The organism is Winogradskyella sp. PC D3.3, from assembly GCF_054366245.1.
Genome location: NZ_CM135962.1, coordinates 1,750,084 through 1,763,879, shown reverse-complemented (window position 1 = coordinate 1,763,879; position 13,796 = coordinate 1,750,084). Strand labels below are relative to the sequence as shown.

12 protein-coding genes are annotated in these 13,796 nt (G+C 33.4%); 8 read left to right on the top strand and 4 right to left on the bottom strand.

Annotated features, from left to right (window positions below; all coding sequences use genetic code 11):
• Positions 1-31: 31 nt before the first annotated feature.
• Positions 32-460, bottom strand: coding sequence for an exosortase F system-associated membrane protein (locus ACXGSQ_RS07515; RefSeq protein WP_458628998.1), 429 nt, complete (start codon positions 458-460; stop codon positions 32-34).
• Complete coding sequence (gene xrtF / locus ACXGSQ_RS07510) at positions 453-1,004, bottom strand: exosortase family protein XrtF (protein WP_458628997.1); 552 nt, start codon at positions 1,002-1,004, stop codon at positions 453-455. The genes ACXGSQ_RS07515 and xrtF overlap by 8 nt, the downstream gene beginning before the upstream one ends.
• A gap of 94 nt (positions 1,005-1,098) precedes the next feature.
• Here xrtF and ACXGSQ_RS07505 point away from each other — a divergent pair, with 94 nt between their 5' ends.
• The gene (locus tag ACXGSQ_RS07505) at positions 1,099-1,557 is read left to right on the top strand and encodes a GAF domain-containing protein (protein WP_458628996.1); all 459 of its coding nucleotides are present in this window, start codon (positions 1,099-1,101) and stop codon (positions 1,555-1,557) included.
• Positions 1,558-1,648: 91 nt separating this feature from the next.
• On the opposite strand, the gene ACXGSQ_RS07500 is transcribed toward ACXGSQ_RS07505, so the two are convergent.
• Positions 1,649-2,902 carry an ABC transporter permease gene (locus ACXGSQ_RS07500; RefSeq protein WP_458628995.1) on the bottom strand — a complete coding sequence of 418 codons (1,254 nt, stop codon included), beginning with the start codon at positions 2,900-2,902 and terminating at the stop codon, positions 1,649-1,651.
• 144 nt (positions 2,903-3,046) lie between these two features.
• On the opposite strand from ACXGSQ_RS07500, the gene purH reads away from it, so the two are divergent.
• From purH to rodA, 6 genes are all read left to right on the top strand, one after another.
• Positions 3,047-4,576 carry a bifunctional phosphoribosylaminoimidazolecarboxamide formyltransferase/IMP cyclohydrolase gene (gene purH, locus ACXGSQ_RS07495; protein ID WP_458628994.1) on the top strand — a complete coding sequence of 510 codons (1,530 nt, stop codon included), beginning with the start codon at positions 3,047-3,049 and terminating at the stop codon, positions 4,574-4,576.
• 238 nt (positions 4,577-4,814) lie between these two features.
• Positions 4,815-5,843, top strand: coding sequence for a rod shape-determining protein (locus ACXGSQ_RS07490; RefSeq protein ID WP_092444594.1), 1,029 nt, complete (start codon positions 4,815-4,817; stop codon positions 5,841-5,843).
• An 11-nt stretch (positions 5,844-5,854) separates the two neighbouring features.
• The gene (gene mreC, locus ACXGSQ_RS07485) at positions 5,855-6,676 is read left to right on the top strand and encodes a rod shape-determining protein MreC (protein WP_458628993.1); all 822 of its coding nucleotides are present in this window, start codon (positions 5,855-5,857) and stop codon (positions 6,674-6,676) included.
• Positions 6,669-7,175 carry a rod shape-determining protein MreD gene (gene mreD, locus ACXGSQ_RS07480; protein WP_458628992.1) on the top strand — a complete coding sequence of 169 codons (507 nt, stop codon included), beginning with the start codon at positions 6,669-6,671 and terminating at the stop codon, positions 7,173-7,175. The genes mreC and mreD overlap by 8 nt, the downstream gene beginning before the upstream one ends.
• Complete coding sequence (gene mrdA / locus ACXGSQ_RS07475) at positions 7,172-9,124, top strand: penicillin-binding protein 2 (protein ID WP_458628991.1); 1,953 nt, start codon at positions 7,172-7,174, stop codon at positions 9,122-9,124. The genes mreD and mrdA overlap by 4 nt, the downstream gene beginning before the upstream one ends.
• 6 nt (positions 9,125-9,130) lie before the next feature.
• Positions 9,131-10,411 carry a rod shape-determining protein RodA gene (gene rodA / locus ACXGSQ_RS07470; protein ID WP_458628990.1) on the top strand — a complete coding sequence of 427 codons (1,281 nt, stop codon included), beginning with the start codon at positions 9,131-9,133 and terminating at the stop codon, positions 10,409-10,411.
• Positions 10,412-10,469: 58 nt separating this feature from the next.
• Here the strand turns inward: rodA and ACXGSQ_RS07465 are convergent, their stop codons facing one another.
• Positions 10,470-13,100, bottom strand: a complete 2,631-nt coding sequence (locus ACXGSQ_RS07465) for a valine--tRNA ligase (protein ID WP_458628989.1) — start codon at positions 13,098-13,100, stop codon at positions 10,470-10,472.
• A 186-nt stretch (positions 13,101-13,286) separates the two neighbouring features.
• Between ACXGSQ_RS07465 and ACXGSQ_RS07460 the strand changes: the two genes are divergently transcribed.
• Positions 13,287-13,712, top strand: coding sequence for a DUF1573 domain-containing protein (locus tag ACXGSQ_RS07460; protein WP_458628988.1), 426 nt, complete (start codon positions 13,287-13,289; stop codon positions 13,710-13,712).
• The last annotated feature ends 84 nt before the right edge of the window (positions 13,713-13,796 follow it).

Below are 13,796 nucleotides of genomic sequence, written 5' to 3'. Positions count from 1 at the left end.
ATTAAATTGACGACATCGTTTTAAAAAACAATTAACGATTTAGTTTATAATAATAGAACGCTGGTAAAAGCAGAATTAAGCCTATTGGTTGAATTAAAAAACGTCTAATATTAAAAAACAAATAGTAATCTTCTTGATTTGGATTTATGACGAAATACAAAAAAGGAATGAGCAATAAAACATAGGCCACAGCAAAGATTATTACCGAAAACTTGACAATACTTTTATCCTTAAAAATAAGATATAAAATTCCTAATGAAATTACAGTATTTAATAAAAACCGTAACGATGTAAATAAAACAAGTTTTAAAATTTCTCGCCTAGGACTATCCATATATAAATAGTCATTTTCAAAAAACGTTAAATACGGATCGTAAAACAGAACGCTTTCATAAGCTCTAATTAGTACTAGTAGCACCAATAGTATTCCGACCAATATATAAGTAACTATTTTATGCATTGGATGTCTTATTTTTAGAAAAACGATTCACCCAAACCATCCAAAGTATAAAAACAGTACCATAAATTAACATTGGAAAAATAACCGTATGTAATACCTCTCTTCTCCAAGGGTAATGATATAATCCTACTGATAAAATTACAATCCGAATTAAATTAAAGGCATAAATAATTATACTACCAGCTAAACCATATAACAATGTTGTTTTAAATTTACCTGCAAAAGCCACAATAAAAGACAAAAATAAAATAACCACACTTAAAGCATTACATCCTTCAATAACTCTTGCCACATACTTTCCATTGATAAGTATTTTCATTGAAGGTTCGCTAGGATGAGGGACAACCTTAGCTATATACCCTAAACTATTTAATATTGAACTGGTCTGCTCTGCCACTAAATGGGTTAAATAATCTGGATAAAACTTAGAACCATCAGACACATTTAAATACACATTATAGCCAATAGTTAAAATACCATACACTGCTAAAAAGGTAACGATAAAACGAATAACAGATTTATATTTTATAAAAAGTGTCTTCAAAAAAATTACTAATGTTAGTTTGTTGTTAAATTTATAAAAACCGCGTTTTAAAACAGTGTATTTTAGATACTTTTGCAAAAAGTTTTTTACACCTATGAATTTACATGACTTAAAGCCCGAAATAAAATCTATCGTTACAGAGAACAATCTTACTGTAGACCAACGTTTATTGAAGATTTGCGAACTTCTTGAAGCAAATATAAGTTATTATAATTGGGTAGGGTTCTACTTTAAAAACGGAGATAAAGACGAATTGAAATTAGGGCCTTACGTTGGAGAGCCAACAGATCATATTATAATTCCATTTGGTAAAGGCATTTGCGGACAGGTTGCTATAAGCAATCAAAATTTTGTTGTACCAGATGTGGCTGCTCAAGATAATTATATCGCTTGTAGTATGACAGTTAAAGCTGAAATTGTAATTCCCATTTTTGTCCACGGCGAAAACATTGGTCAAATAGATATCGATTCTAGTACTCCTGATCCATTTACAGAAGCTGATGAACGCTTTTTGGAGTTTGTTTGTAAAGAGGTGGCTACTTTATTAAAATAAAATTGTCCTTTTAAATTCTAAACGGGAAAATAAAAAAACACAAGGTCTTACGGATTAGAATACACTAACTAAACAAGACTGTTAACCGATATCACATTCCTGTTCGTATAGCTTCCACAGGATCTAGTTTTGATGCCGTTAGCGCAGGAATCACTCCTGATATTAAACCAATTACCGAAGAAATAAAGAATCCAAGAGCCATATTATAAGGTGACAATACAAATTCAAAATCTTCCGTAAGGCTACTTCCTATTATAGTGCCAATCCACACCAAAAATAAACCTACCAATCCACCTACAACAGCTAAAATAACAGCTTCAAATAAAAATTGAAATAGTATAAACTTATTCTTCGCACCTAGAGATTTCTGAATTCCAATAAGATTAGTACGCTCTTTAACACTCACAAACATAATATTAGCAATTCCAAAACCACCAACTAAAAGTGAGAAGCCACTTATTATCCAACCTATTAAATTCATATAGCCTAAAATTTCATCAATAGCATCTTGAAAACCAGAAATAACACTAATAAAAAATGTATCTATTTCGTCTGGTTTTAGACCTCTTTTATTTCGAAGAATTTGAGTAACTTCTGCTTTTAAACCTTCTATATCCGCATCTTTTTTAGGTTTTATAATCACAATATATTTCATAAACGGATTATTATCACCATAGCGATTTCGCACATAGTTTGCTGGAAGAAAGATGGAAACATCGTTACTATCTCCAAATATGCCGGAGCCTTCTTTTTTCACAACACCAATAACCGTGAATTTCTGACCGTAAAGCCGAACTTTTTTCCCAATAGGCTCTAACTCACCAAAAAGAGATTTTGCAATTTCGGAACCAATAACAACAACAGCACTCCCAGAATTAGATTCAGATTCGTTATAAAAACGACCTTTTTCAAATTCCATAGCCTGAATATCTATAAATTCATGCGAAACAACAACCGTATTTACACTACTTACTAATTCTGATTCGTATCTAATATTTTCACGCTTTACAAATAGTTGCAAAGCCACATATTCTGCCTCAGACAAATTAGATTTTAAACTTTTATATTCGTTATAAGAGAGTTCTTCAAACGTTTCTCTTTGCCAACGTGGTACATCTGTTGGTCCAAAAGACATATTTGCTACATACATGGTATTACTATCTAAGGAACTTAATTGAGAGGTTATCGTTTTATCTAAAGAATCCACAGCGGCAAGCACAGCAATAATAGAGAAGATACCAACAGTTACACCTAAAAGCGACAAAAATGTTCTGAGTTTATTGTTTCGAAGTGCATTTATAGCAAACGAAAAACTCTCTTTTAGTAAACGAAAATAGACTAGCATGCAAGGGGTGTTTTAAAACATTTTAAAGATAGGACGTTTTCAACAATATATTGTTACAAAAAACTTAAAGAAACTCGTTTTTGCACCAAGCTTTTCTTTTTGAATATGTTTACTTTTGCAGCATCTAAAACACAACACAACATTATGAACAACAAAACCATTTCATCGGCACTAATTTCGGTATTTAGTAAAGATGGATTAGCACCTATCGTTAAAAAATTAAACGATCTCAATGTGACCATTTATTCTACAGGAGGCACTGAAAAATTTATCAAAGATTTAGGTATCAACGTCGTACCAGTCGAAGATATCACCTCTTACCCTTCCATATTAGGAGGACGTGTTAAGACACTCCACCCTAAAGTATTTGGAGGTATTTTAAATCGTCAAAATCACGAAGGTGATATTGCTGAATTAAAAGAATTTGACATTCCACAGATTGATGTCGTTATTGTAGATCTCTACCCTTTCGAAAAAACGGTAGCTTCTGGAGCAAGTAATCAGGATATTATTGAGAAAATTGACATTGGAGGTATTTCTTTAATTAGAGCCGCTGCTAAAAATTATGCTGATGTCACTTGCGTGTCTTCTGTAGATGACTATGCTGAATTTTTAGAGTTACTTGAAACTAAAAATGGAGAAACTTCTGAAGCGGATAGAAAACAATTTGCTGCAAAAGCATTTAATGTATCGTCTCATTACGATGCTGCAATTTTTAATTACTTCAACAAAAATCATGAAATTCCGTCTTTAAAAATTTCCGAAAACAAAGGTAAAGTTTTACGATATGGCGAGAACCCACATCAAAAAGGATTCTTTTTTGGTGATTTTGATGAAATTTTCACAAAACTTCACGGTAAAGAATTAAGCTATAATAATCTTTTAGACGTCGATGCTGCCGTAAATTTAATGCTCGAATTTAAAAATGACGCTCCGACATTTGCTGTTTTAAAACATAACAACGCCTGTGGTTTAGCGCAACGTGACACTTTGCACCAAGCCTATGTTGATGCCTTAGCAGGAGACCCTGTCTCTGCGTTTGGAGGTGTCTTAATCAGTAATTCTGAAATAGATGTCGCTACTGCTGAAGAAATTCACAAACTATTCTGTGAAGTCGTTATTGCTCCTTCTTATTCCGCTGAAGCTCTAGAAATCCTAAAAGGTAAGAAAAACAGAATCCTTTTAATATTAAAAGATATAGAGATGCCACAAACCAACGTAAGAAGTTGTTTGAATGGTGTTTTAGTTCAGGATAGAAATAATGTTACAGATACACTTGAAGGTTTAAAAGCCGTTACAACTACAACGGCAACGTCAAATGAATTAGACGATTTAATATTTGCTTCAAAAATTTGTAAGCACACCAAATCGAATACGATTGTTCTTGTTAAAAACAAACAATTGTGCGCTAGTGGAACCGGACAAACAAGTAGAGTTGATGCCCTAAACCAAGCAATACACAAAGCACAATCTTTTAATTTCGATTTAAAAGGAGCGGTTATGGCTAGTGATGCTTTTTTTCCATTCCCAGATTGCGTAGAGATTGCAGATAATGCTGGTATCACTGCTGTGATTCAACCAGGTGGCTCTATAAAAGATGAGTTAAGTATTAACTATTGTAACGAAAATAACGTTGCGATGGTTTTTACAGGCACACGCCATTTTAAACACTAAAAATTATTAATTTAGTAAGTATATTGAGCCTAGAACTAAGACGCATAACTATCTTATTTCTAGGCTCTATTTTTTTATAAAACCCTCACGCTGAAGACAGCATTTATAAAAGCGTCATAAAAAACAAAAAAAATCTATCAATAAACGTCGAATATCGTATAAATATCGTATTATTTACTACATTTACAGATAGTCTTAATTAGTAGACGAGAATAACCCAAATAATTTATAACAGCACATGGGATTTTTTGATTTCTTAACGGAAGAAATAGCCATAGATTTAGGAACCGCAAATACACTGATCATCCACAACGACAAGGTTGTTGTTGATAATCCTTCGATAGTAGCAAGAGACCGCATTAGCGGAAAAATAATAGCCGTTGGTAAAGAAGCCAACATGATGCAAGGAAAAACGCACGAAAACATTAAAACAATTCGTCCATTGAAAGATGGTGTAATTGCAGATTTTGATGCTTCGGAGCAAATGATTAGCATGTTTATTAAAAACATCCCTGCATTAAAGAAGAAATTTTTTAACCCAGCATTACGAATGGTCGTTTGTATTCCTTCTGGAATTACAGAAGTAGAAATGCGAGCGGTAAAAGAATCTTGTGAGCGCGTAAATGGTAAAGAAGTTTATTTAATACACGAACCAATGGCAGCTGCCATTGGTATTGGTGTAGATATTATGCAACCAAAAGGAAACATGATTGTTGATATCGGTGGTGGTACTACCGAAATCGCAGTAATTGCTCTTGGAGGTATTGTTTGTGACAAATCTGTAAAAGTTGCAGGTGACGTATTTACAAACGATATCATTTATTACATGAGAACGCAACATAACTTATATGTTGGAGATAGAACTGCTGAAAAAATTAAAATTCAGATTGGTGCAGCTACTGAAGATTTAGAATTGCCACCAGAAGACATGAGTGTTCAAGGTCGTGATTTGTTAACAGGAAAACCTAAACAAGTTCAAATATCATTTCGTGAAATTGCAAAAGCTTTAGACAAATCTATTTTACGTATTGAAGATTCTGTAATGGAAACGTTATCACAAACCCCTCCAGAATTAGCAGCAGACATTTACAATACCGGAATTTATTTAGCTGGTGGTGGATCAATGTTAAGAGGTCTTGACAAACGTTTATCTCAAAAAACAGACTTACCTGTTTATATTGCAGAAGACCCATTAAGAGCCGTAGTAAGAGGTACTGGTATTGTGCTTAAAAACTTACCTAAATACAAAAGCGTATTGATTAAATAAGACGTAATATAATGCAACAAATATTCAATTTTGTTATAAGAAACAAAACCTTTCTGTTGTTTTTATTGCTTTTTAGTATTGCCTTAGCTTTAACCATTCAATCGCATTCTTATCATAGGAGTAAATTCATAAATTCAGCCAATGGTTTAACTGGCGGTGTTTATGGTACTATGAATTCTGTAGATCAGTATTTCGATTTAAAAACAAAAAACGATATTCTAGCGGAAGAAAACAAACAATTAAGAGAACGCTTACTCAATCTTGATGTCGCAAATGATTCGTCTTATATTGACAGTACTTACGCTAAGGAAAAATACAGAGTTACTATTGCAGATGTTTATAAAAACAGTTATTCTGCACCCAATAACTATATCACCTTAAACAAAGGTGAAAATGATAGCATAAAACGTGATTTTGGTGTTATTACATCTAATGGAATTATTGGAATTATAGACAATACATCAAAGAACTATTCGACAGCATTATCTATACTCAATATCAAAAGTAGAATTAATGCTAAAATAAAATCAACCAACCATATTGGCTCTTTAACATGGAATGGAAAATCACCCGTTTATGTTCAACTTGAAGATGTCTCTCAATTTGCACCTGTAAAAGTTGGTGACACCATTCAAACCGGAGGAGAATCTTCCATTTTCCCTAAAGGCATTGGTATAGGAACTATTACGAGTTTTGAAACTGATATAAGCGGAGATACCTATACAATACAAGTCAAATTGTTTAATGACATGACTAACATTGGAACCGTTTATATTTTAGAAAATTTAGATCGTACAGAAATTAGTGTATTAGAAAAACGTAGTAATGAATAGTGTTGCAGGCATAAATATCGCAAGGTTCATTTTACTACTATTATTACAAGTAGTCATTTGCAATCATATCAATTTCTTAGGATATATAAATCCTTATATCTATATCATTTTTATTTTTCTATTTCCAATTAGAGAAGAGCGATTAGCCCTTTTATTAGTTAGTTTTTTATTAGGTATGCTTGTAGACATGTTTTCAGATTCGGGAGGAGTACATGCAGCTGCAGCTGTTAGCTTAGCCTACATAAGACCTATTTTACTTAAAAGCTCATTTGGAATGCTATATGAACATCAAAGTATTAAATTTAGTTCTACAGATATTGGTAGCTTAATAACTTATATTTCTTTAGGAACCGTTATTCATCATTTGATATTATTCTCATTAGAAATTTTTAACATTTCCAACATACTTTTAACCCTTCAAAAGACGTTATTTTCTAGTATTTTCACTATTATTCTTAGTGTATTGATTATAATTTTATTTAGCCGAAACCGAAAATGAGAAAACTGCTACTATTAATAACTGTTATCCTTGTTGGTCTGGTTTTTATTGGGCGTTTATTTTATCTTCAGGTTTATGATAGTACCGCCTATAATATTTTTGAAGACAATGCCATCAGAAAAGAATATAGCTACCCTAAACGTGGTTATGTTTATGACCGAAATGGAAAATTGCTTGTAGCCAACCAACCATCGTATGATGTTATGGTTATTCCTAGAGAAGTCGCTCCTTTAGACTCCTTAGAAATTGAAGAGTTCTGCAGCCTTTTAAAAATTACACGAGAAGATTACGATAGAAAATTAGAAAAGGCAAGACATTATTCGCCTAGACTACCCTCGCCTTTTGTTCCTCAGCTTTCAAAAAAAGATTATGCTGTTCTTCAAGAGAAAATGCGAAAATTTGAAGGGTTTTATATTCAAAAACGTTCCCTTAGATCCTACCAAACAAATATTGGAGCCAATGTACTAGGTGATTTGGGAGAGGTTAATCGTAAAACAATCGAAAATGATGCCTACTATACATTAGGTGATCTTATTGGAAAACAAGGCATAGAAAAAACCTACGAAAAAATCTTGCGAGGGGTTAAGGGTATTAAGTTTATTCAAAAAGATAGATTTAATAAAAACATTGGTCCATTTAAAAATGGAGTCTTAGACACCTTACCACAACCAGGAAAAGATGTCACTATCACCATTGATTCTGATTTGCAAGCTTATGGTGAATTGCTCATGAAACATAAACGCGGAGGTATTGTTGCCATTGACCCGAGTAGTGGTGAGATATTGGCAATGGTTACAGGACCAAGTTACAACCCAAACTTATTAGTAGGACGAGAACGAAACAAAAATTTTTCGAGATTATTCTTAGACAAAGTAAATAAACCAACTTTTGACAGAGGTTTACAAGCACAATATCCTCCGGGATCACCATTTAAAGTCATAAACGCCCTCATTGGATTACAAGAAGGAGTTGTTTCGGTTGACGATACATTCTCATGCCGAATGGGGTATTATTATGGTAACAGACGCTTAACAGGTTGTCACCACCATAAAAGTCCTGTTGATATGAACAATGGGATTGCACAATCTTGTAATTCCTATTTTGTAAATGTTTATCGTCGTATTGTTGACAAATATGATGATGCTGGAAAAGGCATGAATATTTGGGCTAATCATGCCAAAAGTTTTGGCTTAGGTAATTTTCTAAATAACGATTTATCGGTTGGCCAACCTGGACGCATTCCTGATGGTGACTATTACGACAGGCAATACGGCGACAATCGATGGGGCTCAACCTATATTGTTTCTAATGCTATTGGCCAAGGAGAAGTTGAAGCCACTCCAATTCAGTTGGCTAATATGGCTGCAGCAATAGGAAATCGCGGTTATTATTACACACCACACATTGTAAAAAATATTGAAGGAGAAACCATTCCCGAGAAATACACGACACCAAAACATACAACCATTGACAAACGTCATTTTGAACCTGTGATTCAAGGTATGTTTGATGTTTATAATGAAGGTACAGCAAAACACATAAGAATTCCTGGTATTGATATTTGTGGAAAAACAGGGACTGCAGAAAATTTCATAAAAATAGATAGTGTAAAAACCCAACTTACTGACCATTCTATATTTGTGGCATTTGCTCCAAAAGACAATCCAAAGATTGCCATTGCTGTTTTTGTTGAAAACGGTTATTGGGGAGGTCGTTTTGCGGGCCGAATGGCAAGTTTAATGATTGAAAAATATATTAAAGGGCATATTACGAGAACCGATTTAGAAGATTGGATTTTCACCCATAGTCTTGAAGACGAATACAAAAAACCATATTCAGGGAAACCTTTTAAAATTAATGGTGAAGCTAAGCTTCAAGTAATTGAAAACTATGCCACCGAAGAAAATTACCCTATTAAAAGTGACACCCCTAGCTCCGTAAAATCGTAAGCCTTCATGTTAAGAGAAAACCAAAGACATTTTAAGTTTGATTGGATTACCATCATTCTATTTTTATTATTACTTGGCTTTGGGTATTTAAATATATTATCCGCTTCACACGAAGGTGAAATCACTAGCTATTTTGACACCAGTCAACTTTACGGAAAACACCTTGTATTTATAGGACTAACCGCCCTTCTTATTGTGTTTATTTTGTCATTTGAAGCCAAGTTCTATGAACGGTTTGCTAGTATTATTTATTTAATTGCTATGCTGGCTTTAATAGGACTTTTCATTTTCGGAAAAGATGTTAATGGAGCACGCTCATGGTATGGCATTGGTAGCATGACTATACAACCCAGTGAGTTTGCAAAATTCGCTACCGCATTAGCTGTCGCTAAATATATTAGTGACCTTCAAACCAACATGACCACCATAAAAGATCAGCTTAGGGTTGCGGCTATTATATTATTTCCCGCCTTACTCATCTTATTACAAAATGATGCAGGAAGTACAATTGTCTATTTAGCATTTTTCTTTGTTTTTTATCGTGAAGGCTTACAACAAGTCTATTTAATAATCGCCTTATCGCTTATAATACTTGCTGTTTTAGCTCTAAAATTTGGGATTGTTATAACCGCCATTACGGTAGCTGTTATAACCACTTGTGTTTATTTTATTAGAAAGAAAAAAAGAGGTTCTATTTTACAGTATATCGTTGTGTTTATAGTTGCAGTAGTGTTCTCTTATGGAGTTCAACTATTTTATCAGCATGGCTTAAAAACACATCAACAAAATAGAATTAGTCTTTGGTTGCGCTTAGAAAAAGATCCTGCCAAGTTAAAACGCATGAAAAAAGAAGAGGCCTATAACCTTATTCAATCGGAACAGGCGATAAGTTCAGGTGGCATTTCAGGTAAAGGCTTCTTACAAGGCACGAGAACAACAGGTAAATTTGTACCAGAACAACATACCGATTATATTTTTAGTACTGTAGGTGAAGAATGGGGATTTATAGGAACGAGTTTAGTTGTACTAACCTTTGTACTGTTAATTATTCGGATTTTATATTTGGCTGAGGCTCAAAAATCGCAATTTAGTCGTGTATATGGCTATGGTGTCGCTTCTATTCTATTTGTACATTTCACCATTAATATAGGTATGGTAATGGGCTTAATACCTACTGTCGGTATTCCCTTACCCTTTTTTAGTTATGGTGGCTCAGGACTTTGGGGTTTTACTATTTTACTGTTTATTTTTATAAAGTTAGATAGTAATAAAATTAATGAGTGGTAAATAAAAAAAGACCGCTTTATCAGCAGTCTTTTTTTACAATATCTTAATGTGACAAGCTCTATTTTAAACTCGCTAAACTTGCTTTTATCGTTTCTATCTTAGCTAAAGCATCTGCTTCTTTCTTTTTCTCAGAAGCCACCACTTGTTCTGGAGCACCAGCAACAAATCGCTCATTAGATAATTTCTTTTGGACAGATTTAAGGAAGCCTTCCGTATAGTTTAATTCTTCGGTTAACTTTTTAATTTCAGCTTCAACATCAATACTTCCTTCCATAGGAATAAAGTACTCATTAGATTTTACTCTGTATGTTAATGCTCCTTCAACAGCTTCTGTTACATATTCAAAGCTTTCAAGGTTGCCTAATTTTGAGATAACTTCATCAAACGTAGGTTTTACATTTTCATTATTAACGACAGAAAAACCAATGGCATCTTTAAACGCAATATTCTTTTGTTTTCTGATGTTTCTTAATCCAGAAATCACTTCAGATGCAAATTCAAATTCAGAAATCAAAGCTTCATTAATTGGCTTTGCTTCTGGCCACTTTGAAATGATTAAAGCTTCTTCCGGTGAACGTTCTTTAATATAATGCCAGATATCCTCAGTTAAAAACGGCATAAATGGATGAACTATTTTTAAGTTATCTTCAAAAATAGACATCACTTTTTCATAGGTCGTTCTATCTATTGGCTGCTGATATGCTGGTTTTACCATCTCTAACATCCAACCACAAAAATCATCATAAATCAATTTATAAATAGACATTAAAGCATCACTTAATCTGTATTTACTAAAGTGATCTTCTATCTCTACTAATACAGATTGAAATTTAGCTTCATACCATTCTAAAGCTATTTTACTAGAGTTAGGTTGTGCTATATCTGCAACTTCCCATAGATTGGTTAATTGAAATGCATTCCATATTTTATTCCCAAAACCTTTTCCTTGTTGGCATAAGGCTTCATCAAACATTAAATCGTTTCCTGCTGCAGAACTTAACAGTAATCCTACTCTAACTCCATCGGCAGTGTATTCTTCAATAAGTTTTAAAGCATCAGGTGAATTTCCTAAAGACTTCGACATTTTACGTCGTTGTTTATCTCTAACTAATCCAGTTAAATAAACATTCTCAAAAGGTTTTTCATCTTTATATTCATAACCCGCAATAATCATACGGGCTACCCAGAAAAATAGAATATCTGGCCCAGTTACCAAATCGTTTGTTGGGTAATAATATTTTATTTCTTCGTTTTCAGGATTTCTAATCCCATCAAACACACTCATTGGCCAAAGCCAAGAACTAAACCAAGTATCTAAAGCATCTGTATCTTGTGTTAAATCTGAAGCTTGAAGCTCTGCGTTTGAAGTTTTCTCTCTTGCAAGCTTAACAGCTTCTTCAATATTTTCTGCAACTACAAAATCTTCTTTTCCATCGCCATAGAAATAGGCAGGGATTTGTTGTCCCCAAAGCAATTGACGCGAAATGTTCCAATCGCGAATATTCTCCATCCAATGGCGATAGGTATTTTCAAATTTCTTTGGAAATAATTTCACTTCTCCTGTTTTTAAAACGGCATCAATAGCAGGTTGTGCTAAATCTTCCATCTTTAAAAACCATTGATCACTCAACCTTGGCTCTATAACTGCTTTTGTACGTTCTGATGTTCCTACTTTATTAATATGATTTTCAGTTTTCACTAAAACACCAGCCTCTTCCAATTCTTTTGTAATGGCTTTTCTAACAACAAAACGATCTTGACCTTCGTAATGCACCCCAAAGCTATTTAAACTAGCATCGGCATTAAAAATATCGATAACTTCTAATTGATGCTTATCTCCTAATACTTTATCATTTTCATCATGAGCAGGAGTTACTTTTAAACAACCTGTACCAAATTCAACATCCACATACTCATCTTCTATAATAGGAATAACACGTCCACAAATAGGCACAATCGCTTTCTTACCTTTTAAATGTGTAAAACGTTCATCATTTGGGTTAATACAAATAGCCGTATCACCAAAAATCGTCTCTGGTCGTGTGGTTGCGATGGTTAATTTTTCATCACTACCTTCAACTTTATACTCTAAATAATAAAGTAAACCTTGTTTTTCAACATGAATGACTTCTTCATCAGACAAGGTTGTTTTTGCTTCCGGATCCCAATTCACCATACGGTATCCTCTATAAATAAGACCTTTATTGTATAAGTCAACAAACACCTTAATTACAGCTTCCGACATATCGTCATCCATAGTAAATTTTGTACGATCCCAATCACAAGAACATCCCAGTTTCTTCAGTTGGTCTAAAATAACACCTCCATACTCTTCGGTCCATTCCCAAGCATGCGCTAAAAACGCTTCTCTAGTCAAATCGTTTTTATCAATCCCTTGCGCTTTAAGTTTAGCTACAACTTTAGCTTCAGTGGCTATTGAGGCATGATCTGTACCAGGTACCCAACAGGCATTTTTACCCAATAAACGTGCACGACGAATTAAGACATCTTGAATGGTATTATTCAACATGTGTCCCATGTGTAACACTCCTGTTACATTAGGAGGAGGAATCACTATAGTATAAGGTTCTCTTTCGTCTGGTTTAGAATGAAAGTAATTGTGCTGCATCCAGTAATCGTACCATTTACTTTCTACTGACGACGCATTATATTTAGAAGGAATTTCCATGTTTGGTATTGTTTTTGTAATATAACAAGCAAAAGTACTTATAATTCCTTTTTTGCAAAATTATTAGGGTAACAATATGAATTCAGAACCCATAAAATCTGTTAAATGAAGCGTAATACAACTAAAAAATTTTGTTAGGAATGAAAAAGTGCCTAGTTTTGACTAATCAATTTTAAAATTAAAATGATGAAAAATTTAATAGTAGTATTATTTGTAGGATTAATGAGTTTAGGTTCTTTTGCTCAAGAAAAAGTAGCAAAGATAGAATTTAAGACAGATGTTATTGACTATGGTACCATTGAAAAAGGTTCAGATGGTGTAAGAGTATTTGAATTTACCAATACAGGAAATGCCCCTTTAGTCATTTCTAAAGTAAAATCGACTTGTGGGTGTACTGTCCCTAAAAAACCTGAAGGACCAATTATGCCAGGAGAAACGGGTCAGATTGAAGTAAAATACGATACAAAACGAGTTAACCCAATTAGAAAAACAATTACGGTTTTTTCTAATGCAGAAACTCCAACAGTAGCGCTTAAAATAAAAGGCTTAGTTGTAGATTCTAATAAAACTAGCGTTTTAGAAAAGAAAAGTAAAAGTATGATTGAGCAATAATCAAGAATACATTTAATAACATAAAAATGAGCACTCAAATTGAGTGCTCATTTTTTTTGTATTTTTTCCTTATAAACTTTAAGA